This is a genomic window from Polyangium sp. 6x1, assembly GCF_029946515.1.
GTDB lineage: Bacteria > Myxococcota_A > Polyangia > Polyangiales > Polyangiaceae > Polyangium.
Window position 1 is genome coordinate 1 of the sequence record NZ_JARZHH010000107.1, and the last position, 25026, is coordinate 25026.

The 25026-nt window shown below is 70.2% G+C and carries 18 protein-coding genes and 2 pseudogenes; 6 read left to right on the top strand and 14 right to left on the bottom strand.

Annotation, left to right across the window (positions count from 1 at the left end; translation table 11 throughout):
• Positions 1 to 654: pseudogene (locus tag QHF85_RS46355) on the top strand (hypothetical protein); the annotation flags it as partial.
• Between the two features lie 6 nt (positions 655 to 660).
• Here QHF85_RS46355 and QHF85_RS46360 read toward each other — a convergent pair.
• The 4 genes from QHF85_RS46360 to QHF85_RS46375 all read right to left on the bottom strand — a co-directional run bounded on the left by QHF85_RS46360 (position 661) and on the right by QHF85_RS46375 (position 7692).
• Entirely contained in the window at positions 661 to 1563 is a 903-nt protein-coding gene (locus QHF85_RS46360; protein WP_281333943.1) for a hypothetical protein, read from the bottom strand.
• A 53-nt stretch (positions 1564 to 1616) separates the two neighbouring features.
• Positions 1617 to 2036, bottom strand: coding sequence for a hypothetical protein (locus QHF85_RS46365; RefSeq protein WP_281333944.1), 420 nt, complete (start codon positions 2034 to 2036; stop codon positions 1617 to 1619).
• 107 nt (positions 2037 to 2143) lie between these two features.
• Positions 2144 to 6844, bottom strand: coding sequence for a DEAD/DEAH box helicase (locus QHF85_RS46370; protein ID WP_281333945.1), 4701 nt, complete (start codon positions 6842 to 6844; stop codon positions 2144 to 2146).
• Positions 6841 to 7692, bottom strand: coding sequence for a DNA-formamidopyrimidine glycosylase family protein (locus QHF85_RS46375; protein ID WP_281333946.1), 852 nt, complete (start codon positions 7690 to 7692; stop codon positions 6841 to 6843). The genes QHF85_RS46370 and QHF85_RS46375 overlap by 4 nt, the downstream gene beginning before the upstream one ends.
• Before the next feature lie 309 nt (positions 7693 to 8001).
• Between QHF85_RS46375 and QHF85_RS46380 the strand changes: the two genes are divergently transcribed.
• On the top strand, positions 8002 to 8850 hold the full coding sequence (locus tag QHF85_RS46380) for a hypothetical protein (protein WP_281333947.1): 849 nt from the start codon (positions 8002 to 8004) through the stop codon (positions 8848 to 8850).
• 1 nt (position 8851) lies between these two features.
• Here QHF85_RS46380 and QHF85_RS46385 read toward each other — a convergent pair whose 3' ends face one another.
• Positions 8852 to 9625, bottom strand: a complete 774-nt coding sequence (locus tag QHF85_RS46385) for a class I SAM-dependent methyltransferase (RefSeq protein WP_281333948.1) — start codon at positions 9623 to 9625, stop codon at positions 8852 to 8854.
• 96 nt (positions 9626 to 9721) lie between these two features.
• Between QHF85_RS46385 and QHF85_RS46390 the strand changes: the two genes are divergently transcribed.
• Positions 9722 to 10594 (top strand): hypothetical protein, encoded by an 873-nt coding sequence (locus QHF85_RS46390; protein WP_281333949.1) that lies wholly within the window; start codon positions 9722 to 9724, stop codon positions 10592 to 10594.
• Between the two features lie 66 nt (positions 10595 to 10660).
• Here the strand turns inward: QHF85_RS46390 and QHF85_RS46395 are convergent, their stop codons facing one another.
• On the bottom strand, positions 10661 to 10957 hold the full coding sequence (locus QHF85_RS46395; protein WP_281333950.1) for a CsbD family protein: 297 nt from the start codon (positions 10955 to 10957) through the stop codon (positions 10661 to 10663).
• 156 nt (positions 10958 to 11113) lie between these two features.
• Here QHF85_RS46395 and QHF85_RS46400 point away from each other — a divergent pair, with 156 nt between their 5' ends.
• Positions 11114 to 12058 (top strand): hypothetical protein, encoded by a 945-nt coding sequence (locus QHF85_RS46400; RefSeq protein WP_281333951.1) that lies wholly within the window; start codon positions 11114 to 11116, stop codon positions 12056 to 12058.
• Positions 12059 to 12071: 13 nt separating this feature from the next.
• Here QHF85_RS46400 and QHF85_RS46405 read toward each other — a convergent pair whose 3' ends face one another.
• The 7 genes from QHF85_RS46405 to QHF85_RS46435 all read right to left on the bottom strand — a co-directional run bounded on the left by QHF85_RS46405 (position 12072) and on the right by QHF85_RS46435 (position 21080).
• Complete coding sequence (locus QHF85_RS46405; protein ID WP_281333952.1) at positions 12072 to 12569, bottom strand: DUF2452 domain-containing protein; 498 nt, start codon at positions 12567 to 12569, stop codon at positions 12072 to 12074.
• Between the two features lie 160 nt (positions 12570 to 12729).
• Complete coding sequence (locus tag QHF85_RS46410; protein WP_281333953.1) at positions 12730 to 13263, bottom strand: hypothetical protein; 534 nt, start codon at positions 13261 to 13263, stop codon at positions 12730 to 12732.
• A gap of 8 nt (positions 13264 to 13271) precedes the next feature.
• Positions 13272 to 14459, bottom strand: coding sequence for a hypothetical protein (locus tag QHF85_RS46415; protein WP_281333954.1), 1188 nt, complete (start codon positions 14457 to 14459; stop codon positions 13272 to 13274).
• Between the two features lie 793 nt (positions 14460 to 15252).
• Positions 15253 to 16746, bottom strand: a complete 1494-nt coding sequence (locus tag QHF85_RS46420; protein WP_281333955.1) for a hypothetical protein — start codon at positions 16744 to 16746, stop codon at positions 15253 to 15255.
• A gap of 10 nt (positions 16747 to 16756) precedes the next feature.
• The gene (locus QHF85_RS46425) at positions 16757 to 19393 is read right to left on the bottom strand and encodes an Hsp70 family protein (RefSeq protein WP_281333956.1); all 2637 of its coding nucleotides are present in this window, start codon (positions 19391 to 19393) and stop codon (positions 16757 to 16759) included.
• 2 nt (positions 19394 to 19395) lie between these two features.
• Positions 19396 to 19866: a hypothetical protein gene (locus QHF85_RS46430; RefSeq protein ID WP_281333957.1), complete on the bottom strand. Its 471-nt coding sequence runs from the start codon at positions 19864 to 19866 to the stop codon at positions 19396 to 19398.
• Positions 19863 to 21080 carry a hypothetical protein gene (locus QHF85_RS46435; protein ID WP_281333958.1) on the bottom strand — a complete coding sequence of 406 codons (1218 nt, stop codon included), beginning with the start codon at positions 21078 to 21080 and terminating at the stop codon, positions 19863 to 19865. Before QHF85_RS46435 ends, QHF85_RS46430 begins: the two co-directional genes overlap by 4 nt.
• Positions 21081 to 21234: 154 nt before the next feature.
• Between QHF85_RS46435 and QHF85_RS46440 the strand changes: the two genes are divergently transcribed.
• Entirely contained in the window at positions 21235 to 21939 is a 705-nt protein-coding gene (locus QHF85_RS46440; RefSeq protein ID WP_281333959.1) for a hypothetical protein, read from the top strand.
• A 42-nt stretch (positions 21940 to 21981) separates the two neighbouring features.
• Here the strand turns inward: QHF85_RS46440 and QHF85_RS46445 are convergent, their stop codons facing one another.
• Positions 21982 to 22596, bottom strand: a complete 615-nt coding sequence (locus QHF85_RS46445; protein WP_281333960.1) for a hypothetical protein — start codon at positions 22594 to 22596, stop codon at positions 21982 to 21984.
• Between the two features lie 424 nt (positions 22597 to 23020).
• Between QHF85_RS46445 and QHF85_RS46450 the strand changes: the two are divergent.
• Positions 23021 to 25026: pseudogene (locus QHF85_RS46450) on the top strand (hypothetical protein); the annotation flags it as partial.

A 25026-nucleotide genomic window follows, 5' to 3' on the forward strand; every position in this document is an offset into this window, starting at 1 on the left:
GCCGGGGGCGTGGGCGGCGCAGGCGGCGCAGGCGGCGCGGGCGGAGCGGGCGGCGCAGGCGGCGCAGGCGGCGCGGGCGGCGGCACCGTCGTCTACAAGCCGGCGACAGGGATCCTCGACAACTTCGACCGCGCCGACGGTGATCCCGGGCCGCCGTGGAAGCTCATGTCTTCTGGCACGTACACGATTTACGGCGAGCGGCTCGTCACGCATGGCGTCTATCCCGACGCGGCCATCTGGGATCAGGTGTTCGGTCCCCGCCAGGAGGCGTACATCACGCTCGAGTCGATGGATGCGAACGAGGAAGAGATCGAGCTCATCCTGCGCAACCAGGGGCATCCGAGCGAATGCGAGTCGATCGTGGTGAGCTGGAACCGCTTCGACGGGGAGGCTGTGGTCCACGTCGCGTATTGCGTCGGCGGGGAGTGGAAAACGGTGGGCCAATCCGTCCCGTGCACGCTCGTGGAAGGCGACACGATATGGGCCCGCGGCTACGAAGATGGCCGCATCGAGGCCTACGTGAACGGCAAGCTCCTCGGGACGTGGGACGCCTCGGCGGCGCCGATGGGGACGTCCGGCGGCCGGATCGGCGTGTTCACCTATGGCATCCCGGACGAGGTCCGCTTCGAAGATTTCGGCGGCGGCGAATTCTGAGGTCGATCAGAACGCGCCGACGAGCATCGCCGCGCCCCCGCCCGGGAGCGGCGCGACGACCGGCAAGATCACGGCCGAACGGGCGGCGGTCGCCGGCTTCTTGTCGCTGCCGCTCGTGAAAAACAACGCGGTCGCCACGCCGAGCGAGACGACCCCCACGCCGAGCGACACGTCGGCGAGGATCAGCTTCGTCTTCACGGCGTCGACGTCCGCCTCGGCGCAGCTCTGCGTGCGGCCACAACCATCCTCGAGCCCCGCGAGATCGGCCTTCCCCGTGATCCCGAGATAAGCGAACGCCCCGAGGGACACGACCCCGAGCCCGCCGAGCACGTACGAGGCCACGCGTTTTCCCGATGTGCCCGAGCCCGGCTCCGCGGGTTTGTCCAGGCCGCCGTCCGGAGGCGTCTTTGCGGGCGCGCCCAGATCCACCGTGATCACGCGATTCTTCTCGCCGACGCGCACGACGAGCTGCCGCTCGACCGGCGCGGCGTTCGGCGCGACGAACCGGAGCGTATGCGGGCCGGGGTTGACCGCGATGGGCTGACCGTCGAGCGTCTTCGTGAGGACGGCGCCGTCGAGCGTGACCTCGGCCGTGACGACGTCGTTGCCGCTCGCGTCGCGCAGGCCGGGCACGATCGTCGGCAGGCTCGACTCGACGCGCGGGAGCATGGTGGCGCATTCGTCGCGCACGACGGCCGGGCAGGCCTCGTCGCTGCACGAAACGAACTTCCCGCGCGCCTCGACCAGGCGGCCGGATTTTTCGAGCTCCTGCCCCTCCTCGAACGCGGCGGCGCACTGGGCCTTGCGCGCCGGGTCGGGCGGGGCCGCCTCGGCGCGCGTGCCTCCGAGCGCCGCGAGCGCGAAGAAAGCAGCGGGGAGAAACCGCGGGGCGGCGGAGGAGGTCGGCATGGCGAGACGGTACCAGAGCCCGCGGCGGGGCGACAGATCTCGGGGGTGAGGGCCTAGCCGCGGCCGTGGCGGCATGTGTCGAGGAAGGAGCGCGCCTCGGCCTCGTGCGCGAAAAACTGCAACGGAGGCAGCCATGGACGCAGCAGGGAGCCGGCCCGCGTCAACATGGTCATGACCATGCGCTGCCGGAAGCTACCGCCGTAGATGCCCGTCGCATCGATGACGTCCGTGGGATCGAGATCCTTGGAGAAGTTGCGCGCCTCCGAGGTGAACTCGCCGAACCTCGATATGTCGACGAGGAGGAAGATCGGCCGACCGATCTCCACGGCGAGGCCCCGCTGCATGCCGTGCAACTGCTCGATCGTGGGCCCATCCAGATCGCCCCCGAACCTGAAATGAAAAATGTCCGTCGACTCGACGCGATAATCGTGTGTACCCAGCGTTGTCCATTCCGTGAGATCGGCGATGTTCATGCGGCGGAGGTCCCGGGCGTGCTCATGTGCATGGAACCCCCCTGTGTATCGCAACGCTGGAGCCTGGACAACGCCGACGAGCGCGGCTTCCCTGCCCTCCTCCGCCGTCATCCATCGAAGTCGTCGTCGAGGTCGAGGAGGTCACTGTCCTCGCTATCGGGAGGCGGTGCATGTTCGCTGGCTTCCGGCTTGAATGTGGCCGCCGTTGGTTTGCTCGACCAAGGTCGTCCCCAGCCGCCGGGCGCGCCGAAGGGTCGCGACGGGGGCGCCGCGGCCGCGGCCATTCGCTTCAGGAACCCCTGACTCGTCGCGACGAACCCGACCTCTTTCAAAGCGTCCGCGAGCGGTGAGCGGGCCGTGGGTTCGCCGTCGACCGTGGCAAGGAGGACGGTCCGCGCGCGCCCTTCGTCGACGAGGTCGGCGAGCGCGCGGGCGAGCGCATGAATGGCGGCGCCGCGCTCGGGCTCGTCGCGCGGCAGGAACGTGAGGAGCCCGCGCTCGCTTTTGCCCATCCAGGCGAGCAACTGGCCGTCATTGAGGATGACACGCGCGCCGGCCGCTCGTTTCGGGCGTGAGGCGCCGCGCGGGCCGCTCTCCGGCTCGGCGTCGTCGCCCGGCCAGCGCACGGACGCGCCGAAAGGATTCGCGGGGTCAGCGGCCGCGAGGACGAGCGTGCGCGGCTCGGCCGAGGGCTCACGGAACGAGCGGAGCCGATCGTCGGCGCCCGGGAGCGCGAATTGCGCGGCCCCGAGGCCCGCGACGAAATAGCCGCGACGAACCCTCCCCGCCTCCTCCATCGCGCGGAGGACATCGTATACGGCGGAAAACCCGCCCGCTAGGCCCTCGGCGTGCGCGGCCTCTCGCGTGAGCACGCCGTGCCGATCGAGCAGAATGCGCGCGAGCGCGGCGCGGCGCTCGGTTTCACTGGGCCCTTTCTCGCCCATGGCAGGCAAGAGCGACCAGCGGCCCTCGCTCCCGGGCGGCCCCGCGCGACGCGCGCCAAAAAGGCCGCCGCGGCTCGCGTGCCGCCGTCCCCCGCGTTTCTCTTCGCGGCCGAGGGAACGCAAAGGCGCGAGCGTGTCGTTCGTGACCTCGCCGGCCCAGACGAGCTCCCACAAGGCCGCGAGCACGTCGTGCCCGAAGCCGCCCGTCTCGCGCAGGAGATCGCCGAAAAAGACGGCGCCCCGCCGCGCCAGCGTCTCGCGCACGCGCGCGGCGATGGCGCCCTCGGCCTTGCCGGGCGGCGGCGCGAGGTAGGGATACGCTTGCGAGAGATACAACGCAATGCGGCCCGAGGAATCGCCCACGGGCTCGACGCCGCGCCAGACGACCTCGCCGGCGGCGCAAAGCGCGTCGAGGTCACCGGGGCGATACCCTTGCACGCGGGCCGGGAGGATCTCGGCTTCGAGCGCGGAGGCGACGAGCGGCGCGCCCTGCAAGAGCTCGACGGCGCAGAGCAAGGCCTCCTGGCCGCGGCGCGGGCGCGTGAGGCCGTGCCATTCGACGAGGAATCGCGCATACGCCTCGGGTGGGACGGGCTCGACCTCGGCGCGCAGGCGCGCGAGAGACCGTTGCTTGAGCGAGCGGAGGACCTCGGTGTCGCAATACTCGCGGCCGGATCCGCCGGGCAAAAGCTCGCCTTCCGTGACGCGGCGGCGTTCCACGAGCGTGGCGAGCGCGACCCGCACGGGGCCGACGCCGAGGCCATACCGCTGCGCCACCTCCTCGGCGCGGAACGGGCCGTGTGTCCGGGCATGACGAGAGACGATGTCGACGAGCGGATCCGCGGATGGCTCCAGGAACGCCGCGGGCAAACCCGCCGGGGGCACGACGCCGAGCGCGTCCCGCAGCCGCCCCGCGTCCTCGGCCGCGACGAACCGCCGCTCGCCCGCGATCGTGGCCTCGAAGATCCGCCGCGCGCGCGTGAGATCGTCGAGGAAAAGATTTACACGTGAAGCACCGCCGCCCTCCTCTTCGGTCCCCGCGCGGGCCACGATTTCCTCGCGGGAAAGATCCCCGAGCGAGAGCAGGAGATCGTGGACCTGATCGGCGTGCTTGAGGGGACGTTTTCCGTCGAGGCGCTGGAGGGAGCGCGCGAGGACCTCGATCGAGGCCGGGTCGAGCAGCTCGCGCATTTCGGCCTCGCCGAGCAGCTCGCGCAGGCGCGCGTGGTCGATCGCGAGCATCTGCGCCTTGCGCTCGGCGAGCGGCAAATCGCCTTCGTACATGAAGTTGCCGACGTACCCGAAGAGGAGCGACGCGGCGAAGGGCGAGGCCGCGCGGGTGTCGACCTCGTGCACACGCACCTTGCGAGATTCGATCTTCTTCAGCAGCTCGACGAGCGCGGGCAGATCGAAGACGTCGCGCAGGACCTCGCGGTACGTTTCGAGGAGAATGGGAAACGAGCCGTAGCGCGCGGCCACGGCGAGCAGGTCCGAGGCCCGCTTTCGCTGGGCCCAGAGCGGCGAGCGTTTGCCCGGGCGCTTGCGCGGCAGGAGCAAGGCGCGGCCGGCGCATTCACGGAAGCGCGCGGCGAAGAGCGCGGAGGCGCCGAGGCTCCGGACGACGAGATCCTCGACCTCGTCGGCGTCGGGGAGCAAGAGGCGCGCGTCGGGCGGGCCCTCGGACTCGGGAAATCGCAGGACGACGCCGTCGTCGGCCCAGACAGCCTCGATTTCGAGGGCGAGCTCGGCGCGGCAGCGCTCCTCGATCGCGCTCGCGAGCGGGGCGTGCACGCGCCCGCCGAACGGGGACAGGATGCAGACACGCGTGTCGCCGACCTCGTCGACGAATCGTTCGAGCACGATCGTGGTGTCGCTCGGGACCGCGCCCGTCGCCGCGGCCTGCTCGCGGACGTAGCGAAGGAGGTTTTTCGCGGCGCGCGCGTCGAGGTGATGTTTTTCGCGCAGGAGGCGCTCGGCCCCGGCGTCGTCGGCCTTCTCGATCTCGCGGGCGACGCGGCCTATCTCGGTGCCGAGCTCGACGTTGCGGCCCACGCGATCGCCACGCCAGAACGGCATCTTGCCGGGCTCGCCGGGCGCGGGCACGACGAGGACGCGGTCGTGCGTGATCTCGGTGATGCGCCAGGAGGACGCGCCGAGGACGAAGACCTCGCCTTCGCGCGCCTCGAAGACCATTTCCTCGTCGAGCTCGCCGACACGACGACCGGGTTTGCCCGCGGACTCCTCCGTCGCCAGGAAGACACCGTACAGGCCGCGATCGGGGATGGTGCCGGCATTGACGACGGCGAGCCGCTTCGCGCCTTCGCGCGCGCGGATCGCGCCGGTCGTCCGGTCCCAGACGATACGCGGGCGCAGCTCGGCGAACTCGTCCGAGGGGTAGCGGCCGGAGAGCATGTCGAGCAGGCCCTCGAAGCTCGCGCGCGGGAGATCCGCGAAAGGCGCGGCGCGACGAACGAGCGAGAAGAGGGCGTCTTCGTGGATCGAATCCATCGCGGTGATCGCGATGATCTGCTGGGCGAGGACGTCGAGGGGGTTTCGCGGGTAAAACGTGGCCTCGACCTTGGCGTCGATCATGCGGCTCGTGGCGGCGGCGCACGCGAGCAGATCGCCGCGGTGCTTCGGGAAGACCACGCCGCGCGAGGTGGCCCCGACGGCGTGGCCGGCGCGGCCGATGCGCTGGAGTCCTGCCGAGACGCTCGGCGGGGATTCGATCTGGACGACGAGGTCGACGGCGCCGAGGTCGAGCCCGAGCTCGAGCGAAGAAGTGGCGACGATGCACGGCAAGCGCCCCTCTTTGAGCGCCTCCTCGATGCGGGTGCGTTCGTCCCGCGCGACCGATCCGTGGTGCGCGGCGGCGATCTCGGCGCCCGCGGCCTCGTTGATCGCCGCCGCGAGCCGCTCGGAGAGCCTGCGGCTGTTGGCGAAGATCATGGTGGATCGGTGCGCGCGGACGAGCTCGACGAGGCGCGGGTGAATGCTCGGCCAGATCGATCGCGCCGCCGGATCCGCATGCGGCCCCTTCCCCGCGTCCTCGCCGGGTTCGCCCATGCGGGTCATGTCGTCGACGGGGACTTCAATGGAGAGCTCCAGCGATTTCGGCGCGCTCGCGTCGACGATGGTGACCGCGCGCGGGACGAATTTGCCCGCCTCGTCGATCTCGCCTCCGCCGAGCAGGCGCGCGATTTCGTCGAGCGGCCGTTGCGTCGCGCTGAGGCCGATGCGCGTGGTCCGCGGCCCCTCGCCACGCAGGGCTTCGAGCCGCTCCAGCGACGAAAAGAGGTGCGCGCCGCGCTTCGTGGCGGCGAGGGAGTGGATTTCGTCGATGATGACGGTGTCGACCGAGCGGAGGATTTCTCGCGCGTTCGAGGTGAGCAGGAGAAAGAGCGACTCCGGCGTGGTGATCAGGATGTCGGGCGGGCGTTTGCCGAGGCGCGCGCGCTCCTCGGGGGAGGTATCGCCGGAGCGGATGGCGACCGTGGGGACGCGGAACGGGATTTCGAGCCGCTCGGCCGTCTTCGTGAGGCCGGCGAGCGGGGCGCGGAGGTTTCGCTCGACGTCGGCGGCGAGCGCCTTGAGCGGCGAGACGTAGAGGACGCGGCAGCGGGCTTCTTTCGGCGGTTCGTCCGAAAAGACCAATCGATCGAGGGCGACGAGGAACGCGGCGAGCGTCTTGCCGGAGCCCGTGGGCGCGAGGAGGAGGGTCGATTTGCCGGCCTGAATGGGCGGCCAGCCTTTTTCCTGGGCCTCGGTGGGCCCGGGGAAGGCGCCCTGGAACCACGCGCGCGTCGCCTCGTGGAAATGGGCGAGCGCACCGCCTTTCGAGGTCTTCCCCCGGGCCCGCGTCACGCGCGCACCTCGCGGGCCGCCGCGCGTCGAGGGGGCTGGCATCGAGGGCAAAAATAGGTGGAACGTCGCAACTCACCCTGACGGCGCATTTCGACGGTGGCGCCGCAATCATAGCAGGGTTCGCCCGCGCGTCGGTAAACCGCGAGGGGCCCCTCACCGGGGCGCGCGCCTTCGCGGGTGGTCCTCGTATGGCCGTAATGGCTGCCGGGCCCGCTCGCATGGGGTTTTGCAGTGGCATTCGCGACCATGACGCGGCGCGCGAATGCGAGCAGGCGCGCGAGCTCCTCGTCGGAATGCGCGGCGACGGGCGCGAACGGGTCGAGCCGCTCGTGGAAGAGGATCTCGCTTTTGTAAACGTTGCCAATCCCGGCGACGACCTGCTGATCCATGAGCGCGTCGCCGATCTCCTTGCCGCCCATGCGCCGGAGCCGGGCGAGCGCGGCGGCCTCGTCGAATGCCGGGGCGATGAGGTCCGGGCCGAGCTTGCCGATCGCGGGATCCCCGGCGAGCAAGCTCGCGCGGACGAGGCGCGCGACGGGCGCGCGGAAGCAAACCGCGACGAGCTCGGGCACGGCGAGCACGACGGTGGCGAAGGCCGGAGATCGCCGCCAGCGCTCCTGTTCGCCATAAAGGTGCCAGGCGCCGCCCATGCGGAGGTGGGTGTGGAGGACGGTGCCCTCGTCGAAGAAGACGAGCAGGTTCTTGCCGCGCGCTTCGACCTTGGTGACGAGGTGGCCGGCGAGGCGATCGACCGACTGGTGCCGGATCACGAGCGAACACACGGGCCGTCCCACGAGCCGGGGGCCGAGCGCGCTTGCAATGCGGTGGAGGGTATCGCCTTCGGGCACGGCTCCGTCGTAACAGCGGGGAGCCCGTCCGACAAGGGACCGGGCACGGGCACGGCAAACCTTTCCTTTTCCGCGGTAAAGCGCGACAATGGCGACGTGCGCAGAGGGATCGGGTTGCTCGTCGGGTGGATCGTCGCCGCGTCCGGCTGCGGCGCGCCTCCGCCCGCGCCGCCTCCCCACCGAGCATCCGCTTCCGCTTCCGCTTCCGCTCCCGCTCCCGCTTCCGCGTCCGCTCCCGCTTCCGCTTCCGCATCTGCTCCCGCTCCCGCCCCGCCGCCGAAATCCGCGCGGGCCGAGGCGGCCGAGCGTGTGCTGTTCCTGGCGACGCACCTCCGCACGACGGACCTGCGCGAGGCCTGTCCGGAGACGCTCGCCGAGGCGCCGCGCGTGCGTTGCTTGCTCTCGCTGCGGTACGCGGATGAAGCAGCCTCGAAGAAACTCGCGCTCGACCTCTACGAGGAGACGGGCTCGCTCGCGGGGCTCTTGCCCGAGGAGGAGACCGAGGACGGGCGCGGGAAGAAGGTGCGGCTCCGGCCCGCCAGACCCATCGGACAGAACCGCGACCACCTCGTCTGGATCCTCGCCGCGATGCGCGGCTACGCGCGCTTCTTCGCGGCCGTCGAGGCCCGCACGGGCAAACGCGTGACGATGCGGGATCGGCCGCTCGATTTCCGATTTTTTTACACCGAGAAGGGCGGCGCGCCGAGCGCGTTCGCCGTGAACCAGAACGTCGGGTACAACCTGTTCGGCGCGATGAACGTCTCCGAAGAGGCCGTGCGCGATACGTTGTTCCACGAGATCTTCCACCTGAACGACGCGTGGCACGACCAGTGGTCGGCCCGCGCGCTCGGCGCGCTTCACGAGGGGATCATGGCGCGATGCAAGGACGAGCGGCGCTGCCTCTTGCCCTACGCGCCGACGGATACGACGCTGAATGGCAGGCTCTACGCGTTCCTGCCGCGCAACGGCGTGCGCGAGTACGCGGCCGAGCTCGCGCTCCGGTTTTTCCGGGAGCAACGTCTCTCGCTGGAGGACAAACCCCTGCCCTCCCGGCCCTTCAAGTGCGGGCCGCCGGAGAACGCCGAGGCGATGCGTCTCCTCGCGGACGAGTTCTTCGCCGGCGCGGACTTCACGCCGGCGTGCGACGCTGCGCCCTAGATCAAGCGTCCTTTTCGGCGAAGAGGATCATGCGGTTGTGGGTGAGGCCGATCGGATCGCCGTCCCAGGTGCCGAAGGCCTCGGTCACGTGGAGGCCGACGGAGGCGAGCAGGGCGCGCAGCTCGCTGCAATGGTAGAGGCGCACGGAGAAGCGCGCTTCGCGGGTACGACCGTCGCGCACGAGGATGCGGTAATCGACGAGGCGGCCCGAGACCGGGTCGAAGACGTGCCGGTCGATCATGAGATCCGCGCCCTTCTGCAGGATCGTGACGGGCAGGAGCGCGCGCACCATCCAGTCGCGGTTGCGCACGTCGAGGCAGAGCTTGCCCCCGGGCCGAAGCGCGCGCGCGACGCGGCGGAGGACGTCGTGATTCTCGTCGTCGCGGTGCAAGCCAAAGACGTCGAAGAGGCAGAGCACCCGGTCGAACGAGGCTTCCTCGTCGAGCGAGCGGAGGTCGCCGACGCGGTAGTCGATCGGGAGGCGGGCCGTCTCGGCTTCGCTGCGGGCGAGCTCGACGAAGCCCTCGGTGCGGTCGATGCCGACGACGTCGAAGCCGCGCCGCGCGAGCTCGAAGGCGTGCCGGCCGTGGCCACAGCCGAGGTCGAGCACGCGCATGCCGGGCGTCATGCCGAGGTGCGAGACGAGGATGTCGACCTGATGCGCCGTGCGTTCGGCGCGCAGGGTGTCCTCGTAGAAGTGGAGGTAATCGTCGACGTCGAAGACGGCGTCCCAGTCGAAGACGTAAAACCTCTCGTCATCCAGGTTCTGGCTCATGGGGGTCGGTCCGGGCCGCATGCTAGCCGAGCAAGGGCGCGCAGGGAACGCGCGAAGGGCTCGCCTCTGCTGTCCGGTCGTGGTTAGGTGGCGGCGATGACGGACGAGATCAACCCGTACGCGCCGCCGGAGGCCGAACCGGGAGAGCGCGCGACGACGACGAAAAAAAAGAAGAAGCGATCGGCGTCGGGCGCGATCGCCAAGGCCCTCGAGCGGCTGAACCAGCACATCGACGACGCATCCGCGGTCGCCGTGGACCGCAAGGAGTCCGGGGGCCGGCTACGCGTCGTGACGATGGTGTTCGCCGGGATCGCGGTGGTCTCGCTCGTGCTCATGGTCCTGGCGACGCAGACGATCCCGTCGCGGGATCCCGCCTTCGTCCTCGCGATCATCTTCCCGATCGTCTTCGCCATCCTCGCGGTGGCGCTGGTCGCCGTCGACCTCACGATCGTGTCGCGGGGCAAACCCGCGGGCCCCGACGCGACGTTGCGGAGCTTCCTCCGGGCGATGGCGATGGGCCGACAAGGGTACGCCTGGGCGTGCCTCTGCCCCACGGCGCGCGCGCAGACCGTGTCTCCGCCGCGCCTCGGCGAGATCCCGATCGGCCCGGGGGCATTTTCGCTCGCCACGCCGGCCAGCCTCAAGGATTGGTCGTCCACGTTCATCCGCCTCGGGCACGGGCAGGTCCGCACCGTGCAGGTGAAGCGTGCCTCGATCGCGCGCGAGGACGGCGACGTCGCCGTCGTCGAGGTGCACGCGATCTTCCAGGCGTGGCCTCAATGGGCGAACATCGTGTCCGTGATCGCGTTCGTCCTGAACCGCATCCTCGGCTCGATCCTGTATCTCGTGCTCTTCCTCGCGCTGCGAAAGCGGCACGAGGTCACGTTCCGGAAGACGCTTCTGCGCGGCAAGGATAGGCTCTGGTACGTGTATTCGGGCGAGTTCTTCGAAGACGATTGGGCGAGCTGAACACGGAAAGAGGACGCGCCGCTCCCGCCCCGGCGCGCGGAGCGGGAGCGGCGCCCCCACCACGTTTTACTTGTTGACCTTCTGGCGAATCTCGCCCTTCAGCTCCTCGAATTTCCCTTCGGCCTGCTGGCCCTGGTTGCCCGTAATCGCGCCCGCGGCGCCCTTCACGCGGCCGCCGGCCTTCTCGAACGTGCCCTCGACCTGCTGGCCCGCCTTTTCAGCGTCCTGCCGGCCCTGTCCACGGCCCTGATCGGAGATGCCTTCGCGGCGGAGCCGCTCGTCTTCCGTCAGATTGCCGAGCGCTTCTTTCGCCTTACCGCCGAGCTCCTCCGCGGCGCCTTTGATCCGGTTGCCGATTCCCATGGTTTCCCCTTTCGGGTCCGCCTGGACCCTCTTGTTCGATAAGGGGTTTCCCGGGCAATCGACGTGCCGGAACGTCTGGCCCCGAACCTTTACATACGAACGAGCCCAGCCGCGGGCAGGTTTCCCAAAGCCGCCGAATGGAGTCATCATGGCAGGATGCACCCCCCGCCTCCGGTCGAGTCTCCGTACGCCGACCTGCCCGAGGATCTCCGCGAGACGATCGTGCGGTCGTTCGTGGACCGGCAGGCCGGCGCGCCCGGCGCCGAGGACAACCTGATGTTCGGGTTCCGGGATCCCGCGCCGAAGACGGCGTGGGACGCGCTCGACCACTTGGGGCCGATGGCCGTGAACCTGCTCGTGCGGCTGTTCCACCGCATCGAGGGCATCGATCGCACGCTCGCGACGTGGCGGACCATCCAGTGGATCCGCAACCAATGGTGGGGCGGGAGCGCGGGGATCAAGGTGGTGTACCGGGATCCGGCCGCGATGCGGAGGCGGCTCGACGAGCTCTTCCTCGGGGAACACGGCAAACGCGTGGCGAGGGACGCGTACATGGGCGGGCTCGAGCACCAGCTCCGCCCCGCGATGAAGCTCCTGCCGCGCGCTTTGTTCAGGGATGCGCGCGCGGAGCTGCCCGACGCGGATACGTGGCGCGAGGTCGACGTGCCATTGCAAGAGGCCACGCATTTCTGCGTCGACAAGAGTGACGTGCGCGGGTTCGAGCGCTCCGAGGGGCGCCATCCCCAGCTCGACGACATTCACCTCGATTGGACCTCGCCGGTGGAGAGGATCGACGAACGCACGGGCCGCTGCGATTACCTCGAACCGTGGGAGGGGAGCGTGATGCACTGGGTCGAGGCGAAGCTCGGCCACGGCGCGCCGGTGTTCACGTTCGAGCGGGCCCGCGAGGCGATCGGCCGGGGCAAGGAGCTTTTCCGTTTGTCGCCCGGCAGCGCAGAGGCCGCGTGTTTCCAGGAGATCGCCGCGCGCTGGGCCCGCGACGAGATGGCCCTCGCCGTGCGCGGGCGGGTCGGGTACGAGGCGTCGAAGGCGCGGCTCGACGAGATCGAGCGCGCCCTGCGGGCGCTCGATCCGCGCTGATCGTGCGTGGGAATCAGCCCTCCTGGAGGAGCTTCTGCACGAGCGCGCGGCCCTCGGGGGTGCGGTCGCGCTCGACATTCGCGCCGTTCATCGGCGTCCAGCTCATGTCGACTTCGAGCCGGTACGAGCCCTCGAACGCGTGCGGCGGCGAGCCGCCCCATTCCTGGGGCGAGAGCATCGAGAAATAAAGATCGTCCTCGCCGCGCCGATAGAGGTGATAGACGCGGCCCGGGATCTTGCGGAAGCTGCAATGCGCGCGGTGCAGGCGCGCCGAGGTGCGCGCCTCGTCGAGCAGGCGCCGCGCCTCTTCCTGGAGCGCGCGCATCTGGTCGCGGATGACCTCGAGCTTGCCCCCGACGACCATGCCGAGCGCCTGATCGGCTCGCTCGATCTCCTGGGCCATGTCGACCAGGTCGATGCGCGCGGCGAGCCGGCTCGTGGGGTAAGGGACGGCGCGGGTCGTGGTGAGCTCGGCCGAGGGGGCGGCTTTCGGGTCTTCTTCGAGGGCCATGGTGCGGGTCGGAGGCTCGTCAGCCTCTTCGAGGTGGTACCCTCGTCGTGGGCTCGATGCAACCTGTGCCCCCGCGGATGCGCTCACGGCGCGATGGGTTCGCAGGCCCGGCACGCTGCTCGATGCGAGGAGGGCCTGGGCTCCGTCGACAGGCCGCCCGTTACCAGGTGACAGGCTGCCCGAAGCTGTCTTCGAGTTGTCCACCACCGGCATCGAGCCACGCCTGGGCATCCTTGCCGATGTATTCGACATACTTCGAATCACGCCGTTTCAACGATTTCTTGATGGTCGAATGCACCATCCTGGCCCACTTCCGAAACGTCTCGCTCTTCTCCACCCACCCCCGGTCGGGCGTCCAGAACTTGTCGACGTAGTACACGCGCCCCTCCCGCAGTCGGTCCCCTTTGAAGGAGGAGCAACTGAACTCGACCACGGGTGAAGGGCTGGCCTCCAGCGTCCAATACTCCTGCGCGGGGACGTAGTCCATCACGATCGCGCTCAGGTCCTCGGGCCGTGCGAGGCGCAGGTTGTGCCACTGCTCCCCGTTCTCGTAGAAGTTCAGCGAGTCCACGACGCGCGGCGCTGCAGAGGGCGACTTCCAGAGGAGGATGACAAGGTCTGTCCGTTCCCGAAGCCGCTGCTCCAGAGCCGCCGTATCCTTTGGCGTGATGTAGAAGGTTGACTGGTGTCCCATGGAGCTCCTCACTTCTGCTTGTTATAGGAATGGTAGTTTGGCCGCAGGCCCTTCGCGCGCTCCACCTCGTCGAGTGGCTTCCGTTCGCGCGCCACCGGCCGGCCGTCCCTGGTTTGTTTCCCGACCTGGTGCATCTCCACGACCTCATCCCCTCGCTTTCCGACCACATCCATGTACCGCCTCTTCTTCTCGCCGCCCGGAGTTGGGACGGGATACTCCTGCTCCGGCGTAAGGCCGCGCTTCTTGATGTCCTCCTCGATCTCCCTCACCTTCGCCTGATGCTCGGGCCCCCCCTTCTTACCGTTCGGGTTCGGCACGCGCCTCTCGTTCGCCGCCGCGCCCGTGTTCGCGGGTGACCCCTGCCCCGCTGCCACGCCATTCGGCTTCGCGCCGCTCGGCTTCGAGACCGGCTTCGTCCTCGTCTTGACCGTCGTCGTCTTCGGCGCGGGCTGCGGCGAGCTTGCTCCCCCAGCGCTCCCACTGCCCGTTGACAACGACTGACCATTGTGCTTCCCGGCGGGCTTCTTCTTGTCCTTCGGGATGAAGTTCTGGTGCCTCGCGTGGCAAGTTCCCTGAAGGCACTCGTAGGCTCGTTCGAGCCGCTCTGTCTCCTCTGGGGTTTGTCTCCAGTCCTCGTACCTCCATACTTCTCCCGGCAGCACCTCGCTCGGGTCCTTCGGCACGGGCGCCTCGACCGGGCGCGGTCGGTTCTCCGCGACGACCTGCTCCGTGCGGGCCCGGTGGACGAGGACCCTCGTGCAAGTACGTGGCCCCGTCCCGCTCCGCAGCCTCGTCTGACCTGGCTCCCGATACGCCGTGCACCGCTCCCGCTCCGGCGCTCTCGCGATCGGTCGCGGCAGCGGCTTCGGCCGCTCGGCCTTTTTGGGCTCGTCCTTCTTCTCTTCGGCCTCTTTGGCCTTTTCCTTCGCCGCGACGACGCGGGACTTCGGCGGCGAGATCCTCGCCGGGCATTCGAGCTTGTTGTACGGAATCGGTAGGAGCCTCGCGCTCGCGGGAGGCGATCCCTCATCGAATACGAAAACGGGGCTGCCTTCGCGCCTCGCGAGATCCACCTCCCGGACCCCAAAGAAGGGCGTGCCGTCGGAGGTGAGCCCCCAGATTCGCTTGTCCTTCGATACGTTCGGCGGACGTACGCAGACGTGGACGACGTTCGGCGCCTCGAAGATCCGGGCCATGGTGGGATCGCGCGAGGAGGCGCATCCGGACAGAACGAGCGACAGCGCCATAAGCGCGACGATGAACCCAACGGCCAGAGGATTGCGGTGACGACGCGACACATCACACGTCCGGCCGATCGGACGGATCGAGGGAAGCCAGGCCATGGAAAGACCCTCCCATTCCGCAAGCCACACCAAGCCACCCCCGTGGCGCTATGCGCGGGCCTGCGTTGTTCCTGACGATCCTTGTGCACGGCGAGGGCGGAGCAGCGCAACAGAATCCGCAGCCGGGTGGGACACACAATGACCATGTCGACGAAGCTCCCGACCGTTGTCGACGACCGCAGCGAGCATGTCGACAATCACCCCGGCCGTTGCCGGCAGCCCCGGCGAGCATGTCGACAATCACGCCGGCCATTGCCGACAAGCACGGCGAGCATGTCGACAATCACCCCGGCCGTTGCCAGCAACCCCGGCCGAGCACGTCGACCATCACCCCAGCCGTTTCCGACAAGCACGGCGAGCATGTCGACAATCACCCCGGCCGTTGCCGACAACCCCGGCGAGCACGTCGACAATCACCCCGGCCGTTGCCGACAGCCCCGGCGAGCACGTCGACAATCACCCCGGCCGTTGCCCACAACCCCGGCCGAGCACGTCGACAATCACCCCAGCCGTTGCAGACAACCCCGGCCGAGCATGTCGACAATCACCCCGGCCGTTGCCGACAACCCCGGCCGAGCATGTCGACAATCACCCCAGCCGTTGCCGACGAGCCCGCCGAGCCCGTCGTGATCCCCCCTCGCGCGCTTCAGCGGCCCCGCGCGCCCTCCTTGGCCGCCGCCGCGAGGTGCTCCTTGGCCTCGGTGAGCGCCGCGATCGCGAGCTCGCGCTGGCCACGCGCCGCGAGCGCCCAGCCCTGTTCCCGCAGGATCGATCCGAGGAGCGCGCGCGCGGAAGGCTCCTTCCCCGCCGCCGCGTCCCGCGCCGCCCGCACCGCGAGGTCCGGTCGGCCCGCCCGCGCGAGGGACAACGCGAAGGCCGAATGCCCGCCCGGCGGCGCCGCCCCGGGCCCCGACAGGAGGACCTCGCAGAGGCGGACACCCGCCGCGCGCACGAGCGAATCCGCGCTGTCGAGCGCGGCGCGCGCGGCCGTCCACACGGGCGGCCCCACGCGCCCGCCCCCGGTCGTGGCGAGCTCGGCCGCCTCGTCGAGCGCCGCCGCCGCTTCCCGCGAGCGGCCCTTGCCGAGCGCCACGAAGGCCGAGAGGCCGAGCGATGCGAGGCGGAGCGACGGCGACGACGCAGGCTCCGTCGAGGCCGCCGGGTGCGCGGCGTCGTCGCCCTGTCCGCCGCCCGTGAGCGCGGCGCGGGCCCGACAGACCAGCGGGAAGATCTCGGGCGCGAGCTCGGCCGCCCGCGTGATCGCGTCCGCCTGCGCCTCCCCCCGCGACGAGGCGATCGTCTGCGCCACGGCGAGCCGCGCGAGGGCGTTTTCCCGCGCCGCGTCGTCGGGCACGTGGCGGAGCGTCGCGGCCACGCGATCGGCCTCCAGCGGCGTGAGCGCGTCCCCGAGCGCGTCGGCGTGCTCGGCGGCGAGGCGGATCGCGTGCCGGCCGAGCGACGTGGTCGGGTCGCGGCCGATCTCCTCGAGGAGCGAGAGGCCGGAGGCCCGCACGAAGCGGCTCGGCGAGCGCATCCTGCCGAGCGCGATCACGAGCTTCTGCTCGGGCGGCGCGCCCATGGGATCGGCCGACGTGGCGTCGGCGACCGCGAGCGAGGCCGTGCTCCGATCGCCGAGCAGCCGCTCGACGCGCCGCGCGCGCGCCGCCACCGCGACGTCCCCAGCGCCCTTCTCCACGTCCGCGCGCGCGGCGGCCTTGGCGAACGCCAGGAAGGCCCCGTCCCCGTCGCCCGTGAGCTCCAGCAGGCGGGCGAACAGGTAGAGCGCGCGCGCCGTCTCCTCGCGCTCCACCTCGGCCCCCGCGAGCGCGAGCGCCGCGTTCTTCCGGCCGGCGCGCGCGAGCTTCTGGCAGAGGTCGAGGATGGCCGGAAAATGCGGGCCGCTGCCGGAGAGCGTGCTCCAGTACGCCGCGATGCCTTCGAGCTCCGTGTCGAGCTCCCGGCCGAGCTTCAGGACGCATCGCAGCGCGCCGATCGCAGCGCGCGACGCGATGGCCGGCTCCGATCCCGGCGTGAGGAGCTGCTTGTAGACGGGGAGCGCGAAGCGCGCGCCGCCGTTGCCCGTCGTGGAGCGCTCCAGGCCCTCGGCCGTGCGCAGCGTCGCGGCGTCGAAGATCGCCACGGCGCCCTCGCTAGTTGCCGCCCCGCTCGGTGACGAGCCCGAGCGAAGGGAGGCGCTCGCGCGCGTTGTCGATGCGCGAGGTCTCGGCGTTGATCGCCTCGAGCTTGCGCCGCAGCGCCGCCGCGTCGTTCGTGTCCGACGTGAGGTTCTTGAGCGGCTCGAGGACCTTCTCGTGGAGCTGCGCGACGAGTTTGTCGCGCTCGCTGACCTGCATGGGCCCGACGTCCGAGGAGGACGGGACGAAGTCGACGAGCTTCCGCTCCACGCTCTGCGCGTAGTAGCGCTCGTTGCGCAGCCTGCGCTCGAGGTAGGCCGGATCGTCGAGGCGCATCTGCGCGAACTCCTCCTGCATCGCGGTCTCGTCGAGGGCCTGCACCTCGTTGAAGACGCGGCGCCAGGCCACGGCGTCGGAGGCCTCGTACGCCGCCATCGCGCGCGCCTCGATCTCGGCGAGCCGCTTCTCCCAGGCCGCCCGATCCATGCCGTAGAGGTTGCCCGAGGCGCGGTAGACGCGGCGGCGCAGCTCGTCGAGCTCGGCCTCGAAGCGGGCCATGGGCGGCGAGAGCGTCTCGTTCGGGTCGCCGCGGTACCAGTCGACGAGCAGGCGCAGTTTCTCGCAGAGCGCCTGCAGTTTGTCCGGATCCGTCGCGACGACCTCGCGGATGCCGGCGACCAGCATGTCGGCCTCGGCGCGGTAGCTCATCGCGGAAGATCCCCAGAGCGCCTTGCTCGTCGACTCGGCCTCTTCGAGCAGCGCCTCCACGGCGCCCGCGGGATCGAAGCGCGGCGCGGCAGGCGGCTCGACCTGCGCCCACAGCTCCTGGCCCGCCACGACCGCGCGCGCCTCCATGCGCATCGCGTCGTCACAACGGAGCGTGAGATCCACGGGCGTGCTGACGGGCAGCTCGCGCGGGACCGTGAGCAGGAGCGTCTTGATCGGCATGCGGTTCTGCAAGAGGCGCAGCACCACGGCGCCGCTCTGATCCGCCGTGAAGAAGCGGCTCTTCACCTCCGCGGGCAGGCCCGCGCCCCGCGCGATGAGCACGCGCCGCTCGCGCCGGCCCGCGCGAACGACCTCGATCGCGAGGTCCTTGGCCACGACCGACGGCCGCGAGAGCGCGCTCGCGCGCGGCCGGACGTCGCCGCGGTAGAGCGCAAAAGGCAGCTCCGCGAGCACCTCGCGCTCGACCGAACGCAACGCGATCCGCGCCGCATGCTCGGGCTCCTCGCCGAGCGGCACGTCGAGCCGCACCACCGCGCCCGCCGCGTCCGGCAAGGCCACCTTCGCGATCTCGTCGGCGCCGCTCGCGCCGTCAACGCTTGGGGCTTCGGGTCGCCTGCCGGCGCCCTGCGCCCCAAACCCCCGCAGGATCGCGATCTCCGCCGCGCCCTCCGGCGCCTGCTCGACGCGCACGCCGAGCCGGATCTTCGAGCCCTGGCTGACGAGCGGCGTCGTGAACGAGACCGCGATCTTCCGGTCGGTCTCGCCGATCCGCAGGCCACCGAGCTGCGCCGCGTGGATGGCCGCGCCGAGCGCGACGCACGTGTCCACCTCGTCCTGCAGCGGCTTCTCGGAGCGGCTCTTCTTGCAGATCGCCTCGGTCACGCGGCGCACGACCATCGGCACGCGGGTCGAGCCGCCGACGAGGACGACGTGATCGATCTGCCCGAGATCCACCGACGAGGTCTCGGCGCTCCGCGCGAGCGCCCGCTCGCAGCAGGTGATCGTGGTCTCGACGAGATCGCCGATCGCGTTCTCGTACTCGGCGCGCCCGATGTCGCCCTCGAACGAGACGTTCTCGCCGTTCTTGTCCTGCATGAAGTCTTGCTTTCCGACGCTCACGACCTCGGAGGTCGAGAGCGACTCCTTGATCTCCTGCGCGAGGTGGACCAGGCGGCCGAAGCGCTGCCGATCGGCCTCGTCGCCGCGGACGTCGAGGTCGAGGGCGTAGCCACGCGTGACCAGGATCCCGCGGAGCTTCTCGGCGAAGCGCCGATCGAGGTCGTCGCCGCCGAGGTAGTTGTCGCCGTCGATCGCGAGCACCTGGTACTCGCCGCCGAGGCAACGCAGGATCGAGACGTCGAACGTGCCGCCGCCGAGGTCGTAGACGAGGAAGTTGCCGTCGCCGAGGCGGCTCTTCCAGGTGTGGTAGATGGCCGCGGCCGTGGGCTCCTGCAGGATGCCGATGACGTCGAGCCCCGCCATCTCGCCGGCCTTGCGCGTGGCCTCGACCTGCGGCGCGTCGAAGTAAGCGGGCACCGTGATCACGGCGCGATCGACGCGCACCTCGATGCCCTCGGACGCCTGTTTGCCGAGGTGCTCGCTCATGCGCGCGCGGAGCTCGGCGAGAATCTTGGCGCTCACGTCCTCGGGCGCGAGCGCGTGCGGGCCGACGTCGACCTTCGCGGCCTGCCCCATCTTGCGCTTGATCGACTCGATCGGCGGAGGCGTCTTGCCGCGGCGCTGGCGCGCGGCGTGGCCGACGAGGAACGCCTCGCCCTTGGGATCCCACGCGACCGCCGAGGGGACGGTGCGCCGCCCGAAGCGGTCGGCGTAGATGTGCAGATCGCGCTCGGACGGGTCGAGCATGGCGATCTCCGAGTTGGTCGTGCCGAGATCGATTCCAACGGGACGGTCGACGAACATGTCTATCGCTTCCTCTCGGGGGACGTGGGGGCGAACGGAGAATCGGAGCTCGGGGCGCCCGCGGCGAGCACGGGATCCTCGTCGAGCGAGAGCACGCGCTGGGGGCCCCGCTCGGCCCCGCGGGAAAGAAACGGCGCGAGCGCGAGCGCCACGGAGGGCCGCGGCGCGAGATCGGCGAGCCCGACTGGCTCGGCCGCGGGGGTTTTTCGAGGCTTCGGCGGCGCATGCTCCGGGCCCGTACGATCGAGCGCGGGGTGGCGCGGTCGGGCGCCGATCGCGGCGCGCAGGCGGCGGAGCGGGTGCAGCGTGAGCTCTTCCCAGGCGGCGCGGATGACCGCGCGCTCGGCCTCGGGCGCGTCCTCGGCGAGCTCGCGCAGCCGCTCCGTGATGGCGCGGGGTCCCTCCCTCGGATCGAGGTCGAAGCGCTCGAAGGGGTTTTCGGAGCCGCTCGGAGGTTCGGGCTTTTCGCTCATGACGAGATCCCGAGGAGCTTCTTGGCCTCGCCGAGGCGCTTCCTGGCCTCCGGGAGCCGCGTGGCCCCGGGATAGAGCTGCTCGGCGCGATCGATGAGGCCCGCGGCCTTGTCGTGATCGCCGCGCGTGGACGGGCGCGCGCCGGGCAGGAGCCGGAGCGCCTGATCGCAGAGCGTGTTCGCCTTCATGAGCCGCGCGTTCCTGTGCGTCGGGCAGATCGCGATGGCCCGATCGAGCAGCTCGATCGTCTCGCGCTCGGTGCGCACGACGTCCGAGCGGAACACGAGCATCTGCGCGGCGCGGGCCGCATACGCGAGCTTCGACGGGTCGGACTCGATGCGGCGCGCGAGCGAATCGACGAGCGGCGCGATCGGGGCGATGAGGTCCCGCAGGGCGTCCCAGCGGCTCGCGCGGTAATGGGCCCAGGCGAGCGGCGTGGCCTGCTCGATCGCGGCGTGCTCGACGCTCTCGTCCTCGCCGGACCAGCGCCAGACCGCGACGAACCTTCCGAGCAGCGCCGCGCCCTCCGCGGCGCTCGGCTCGCCCTTCGAGGTCGCCTCGGCGAACGCCGCGAGCACGGGCGCGAGCGCCTCCTCGACGGCGACCGCCACGAGCGACGTGGCCCGCCGCGCCGCCCGCTCCGTGAGGGCCTCGGGGGCACGCGCGATCCGCGCGGCTTCCTTCACACGCCCGAGCGCGGCGAGCGCCCGCAGCGCGTCGTTCGTGAGATCCCGCGCCCCGACGCGCGCCCGCTCGCCGAGATCGTCGATGCACCAGAGCGGGGCGTCGGCGAGGGCGCGATCGAGGTCCTGCCGCGGGAGCGCGCTGCCGGTCACGGCCTCGCCGAGGTCGCGGAGGTACTTCTCCTCGCGGCCGAGGGCGAGCCACGCCGTGATCGATCGGACGAACCCCTCGGGCGAGCCCGTCGTGAGGTCGGCGAGGGACGTGTGGTGGAGCGCGAGGTGGTGGAGCAGCTCCGGGGGCGGATCGATCTGCCGCGCGGGCTCGAGGTGCTCGCGGAGGGCGTCGGGTTTGCCGGCACGCGCGGCCTCGACGGCCTCGTTGCCGCCGGGCAAACGCCGGAGCACGGCGCAGAGGCCCGCGCCTCGGGCGGGGGGGCGAGCGCCATCACCGGCCTGGGCGCGAAAGAGGCGCTCGAAGGCGATCTCGTCCGTGAGCCGCGCGAGCAGCGCCTCGTCCTCGTCTCGCCACACGGGAGGCATCATCCGCGGGAGGGGCTCGTGTGGTCAAGACGGGCGGGGGCTCGAGGAAGAGCGCGCGCAAGGGGACGACGGGGAGGGCTCGTAGCAGGATGGATGTCCATGGGCGTGCGCACGTGGTCCGCGCCCCGGTTCAAGGAGGGTTTTCATGTCGTATCGAGGAACATTCTGGGCATCGGCGGCGCTCGCAGGCGCGCTCGTGGGACTTTTCGCCGCCGGATGCGAGGTGAAGGCACGCACGTATGACAACACCGGCGGGGCTGGAGGCGGCGGAGGCGAGGGAGGCATGCAGGGGGGGACCGGGGGCGCGCCTGCGGGTCCCGGTGGCATGGGTGGCGTGGGCGGCACGGGCGGCGCGGGCGGGATGGGAGGCACTTGCGCGCCGCCGCTCGACGCGACGATCTTTACCATCGCCAACCCGGAGTGCGGCGCGCTCCCCCTGGGGACCGAGGCCGACGCGATCCCCTTCGTCGTGTTCGGCGGCAATGCCATGTATACGGGCGGCGTGATCCTGCCGGGCCAGTACGAGCTCGTGAAAGTGGAGGTCTCGTATCCCGAGGCCCCCTCGAAGACGCTGCGCGTCCTCGTATTCGACGACGCGGGCCACGTGACGACGAACCTGAAGGACTTCGACATCCCCGCCCTCGACGGCGCGGACCTGCAAATCTGGGGACAGGGGACCTACACGACGAACGGCTCCACGCTCAGCCTGTCGTATGCCGCCTGCGCGGCCACGCATCAGCCGACGATGTCGACGGCGTCCTACACCGCATTCACCGAAGGTTGTGACGACTTCCTCGTCCTCGGCACCAAGGACAACCGCCAGACGTTGAAACGACGCCGCGCCCCCTGAGGCGCGCGAACGCGCCTCATCGGGGCGCAACGTGGAGCGTGCTCACTCGGAAGGAGCGCAGGCCGACCTGACCGCCTCGTCGAAGTTCGAATCGGCATACGCTTTGGCCCGGCACCTGTCGTCCTGGTTCACGAAGTTCCGGAAGGCGCGCTCGCAGGCGAACGCTGCGAGGGCGGAGCAGGTGGAGGTGGGCGCGCCGAAGGCACCGAAAGATCCGCAATACGATCCAGCGGCAAATTTGCCCATTTCAAGCCCGTTCTCCGTGCACTCGCCCTGGTTGCGCAGGGCGAGCCCGCTCTCCGCGGCCGTCTCCTCCTCGATCACGGACGACGCGTCCGACGTGCGCAGACAATCGTCCGATACCTTCTTCACCGTATCGTTGGCCGCGTCCCGGATCCCCGCTGCGCGACAGGGATCACTGATTCCCGCGGTGCCCGACTGCCTGTAGGCGTCGCGCATGAAGTCCTCGAGCCGCAGGCAACCATAGTTGTTCTTGAAGAGATTCTCCAACCTCCTCGCCTGCAGCTTGTACGCATCCTGATACTGGAGTCCTCCCGCAATGCTGGAGCACGAAGACGGAGGCGCCGCGAGCGACGTGCCCATCCCCATCATCATCACGGAGCCCATGGCGACCATCGTCATCATTGCGTACTTCATGGCCAACCCCCCTCTTCTCCGCAGGGCCCCCGGCGACCTCCGCCAGGCGCCCTGGTCAAGGGATCTTTAAGGTCGTCACGAGACGGTGGCAGCCCCCGGCCGTCTGGAACGGACGTCTCCACCGCTCGCGTGGATGGTGCTCCGCTGGTCTCGATGGATTTGTCGAAGGAGCCGTACATCCTGAGCCTCCCCGAGATCTGAGCATTGTTCGGGAGCGCGTGGAAGCGATTGAGAGGATGCCGCGATTCGCCGCGGCGAGACCGGGGCCTGTCGGACACTGTCCGATTCGAGGGGTTGCGTCGTGGCTCGCCCGCAGCGTAATGAGGAAAACCGACGCGCCTTCGTCGCACGCTTCTTTGCCCTCGCGACGAAGCGCGACGTTTGCGCGTCCTTTCGCCGTCTCCTCCCAAGAAAGAACTCGAGTATGAATCATCGATTCCATGTACCGCTGTGGCTCGGGCCGCTCGTTTTGCTTGCGGGCGCCTGTGGCGCCGATTCCTCGGGGATGGGCCCGGGAGGAGACGGGGGCGGGCAGGCCGCGAATCCAGCGTCGGAGGAGACGGCCGAGGCGCGGGCGGCTTTGACGGCGGGCGCAGGCAGCCTGGGTGACTGCAACGGGAACCCGGCGCGCTGCGCGGCGGTGAGCCTTTCTGCCGGCTCGAACCATACCGCGGCGCTGAAATCGGACGGCACGGTCTGGACCTGGGGGTACAACAACTACGGTGAGCTCGGGGACGGCACGACCACCGAGCAACTCATCCCCGTAAAAGTGAACGGCCTCGCTGGAGTCACCGCGGTGGCGGCGGGCAACGGACACACCGTGGCGCTGAAGTCGGACGGCACCGTCTGGGCCTGGGGGCGTAACTACGAAGGCCAGCTCGGCGACAACTCCACCATCAATCGATCCACGCCTGGGCAGGTGAGCGGCCTCGGCGGTGTCGCCGCGGTGGCGACGGGCCACTACCACACGGTCGCGCTGAAGTCGGACGGCACCGTCTGGGCCTGGGGGCAAAACCTCTATGGCCAGCTCGGGGACAACACGACCACCGAGCGGCACACGCCCGTGCAAGTGAGCGGGCTCAGCGGCGTCACCGCGGTGGCGGCGGGCTACGGACACACCGTGGCGCTGAAGTCGGACGGCACGGTCTGGGCCTGGGGGCGAAACCTCGCCGGCCAGCTCGGGGACAACACGACCACCCAGCGACTCAAGCCCGTGAAAACGAGCGGTCTCGGCGGCATCACCGCGGTGGCAGCGGGTTCAGCCCACACCGTGGCGCTGAAGTCGGACGGCACGGTCTGGGCCTGGGGGCACAACGTCAGTGGCCAGCTCGGGGACGGCACGGGCGCCGAACGACACGTTCCGGTGATGACCATTGGAATCGGAGGCATCGTCGCGGTGGTGACGGGCGGCGACCACACCTTGGCGCTGAAGTCGGACGGCACGGTTCACGCCTTTGGGGACAACCTCAGAGGCCAGCTCGGAGACAGCACGACCATTGACAAACATACGCCCGAACAGCTGAATTTGAGTGGCACCATCACCGCGGTGGCGGGGGGCTACACACACTCCGTGGTGCTGAAGTCGGACGGCACGGTGTGGACCTGGGGGTACAACCTCCATGGTCAACTTGGCGACAATACGACCGTCGATCACAACACGGCTGTGCAAACGAGCGGGCTCAGCCTCTTCGCGATGTGCGGCACCATGCCGGCATGCGACGTGGGCACGGGCGCATGCGTCATCGCGCCGATCCCGAACGGGACGGCCTGCAACGACGGCAATGCTTGCACGAATGTTGATACGTGCCAGTCGGGCACCTGCACCGGCGCGAGCCCGGTGACGTGCGCAGCGCCGGACGAGTGCCATGTCGGGGCCACCTGCAACCCCGCGACGGGCGTGTGCTCCAGTAATCCGTTGAAGCCCAACGGCACGTCGTGCAACGATGGCAATGCCTGCACGCAGACGGACACGTGCCAGTCGGGGACGTGCACCGGCGCGAACCCGGTGACCTGCGCGGCACCGGACCAATGCCACGATGCGGGCACCTGCGATGTCGCGACGGGCCTATGCTCCACGCCGGCGAAGGCCGATGGGGCGGGATGCGACGATGGCGACGCATGCACGCAAACGGACACGTGCCAGAATGGGATGTGTAGCGGTGGCAATGCGCTTGTCTGCCCGCCGGTGGGCGAGTGCGAAGTTGGGCTCTGCAACCCGGTCAATGGGGTGTGCTCACCGATCCACAAGCCGGACAACACGCCTTGTGCAGGCGGAGTTTGCCTCGGCGGCGTGTGCCAGATCGAGAACCCGACGTCGAGCTCGAGCTCGACCGGGACCGGCGGGGGCGGCGGCAGCGGCGGTGGCGGCGGCAGCGGCGGCAGCGGCGGCAGCGGCGGCAGCGGCGGCAGCGGCGGCAGCGGCGGCGGCAG

What these genes read in the sequence shown, in the direction of transcription:
- QHF85_RS46360 (WP_281333943.1), bottom strand. Translation starts at nt 1,563, where the DNA reads ATGCCGACCTCCTCCGCCGCCCCGCGGTTTCTCCCCGCTGCTTTCTTC.
- QHF85_RS46365 (WP_281333944.1), bottom strand. Translation starts at nt 2,036, where the DNA reads ATGAACATCGCCGATCTCACGGAATGGACAACGCTGGGTACACACGAT.
- QHF85_RS46385 (WP_281333948.1), bottom strand. Translation starts at nt 9,625, where the DNA reads ATGAGCCAGAACCTGGATGACGAGAGGTTTTACGTCTTCGACTGGGAC.
- QHF85_RS46390 (WP_281333949.1), top strand. Translation starts at nt 9,722, where the DNA reads ATGACGGACGAGATCAACCCGTACGCGCCGCCGGAGGCCGAACCGGGA.
- QHF85_RS46395 (WP_281333950.1), bottom strand. Translation starts at nt 10,957, where the DNA reads ATGGGAATCGGCAACCGGATCAAAGGCGCCGCGGAGGAGCTCGGCGGT.
- QHF85_RS46400 (WP_281333951.1), top strand. Translation starts at nt 11,114, where the DNA reads ATGCACCCCCCGCCTCCGGTCGAGTCTCCGTACGCCGACCTGCCCGAG.
- QHF85_RS46405 (WP_281333952.1), bottom strand. Translation starts at nt 12,569, where the DNA reads ATGGCCCTCGAAGAAGACCCGAAAGCCGCCCCCTCGGCCGAGCTCACC.
- QHF85_RS46410 (WP_281333953.1), bottom strand. Translation starts at nt 13,263, where the DNA reads ATGGGACACCAGTCAACCTTCTACATCACGCCAAAGGATACGGCGGCT.
- QHF85_RS46415 (WP_281333954.1), bottom strand. Translation starts at nt 14,459, where the DNA reads ATGGCCCGGATCTTCGAGGCGCCGAACGTCGTCCACGTCTGCGTACGT.
- QHF85_RS46425 (WP_281333956.1), bottom strand. Translation starts at nt 19,393, where the DNA reads ATGTTCGTCGACCGTCCCGTTGGAATCGATCTCGGCACGACCAACTCG.
- QHF85_RS46430 (WP_281333957.1), bottom strand. Translation starts at nt 19,866, where the DNA reads ATGAGCGAAAAGCCCGAACCTCCGAGCGGCTCCGAAAACCCCTTCGAG.
- QHF85_RS46440 (WP_281333959.1), top strand. Translation starts at nt 21,235, where the DNA reads ATGTCGTATCGAGGAACATTCTGGGCATCGGCGGCGCTCGCAGGCGCG.
- QHF85_RS46445 (WP_281333960.1), bottom strand. Translation starts at nt 22,596, where the DNA reads ATGAAGTACGCAATGATGACGATGGTCGCCATGGGCTCCGTGATGATG.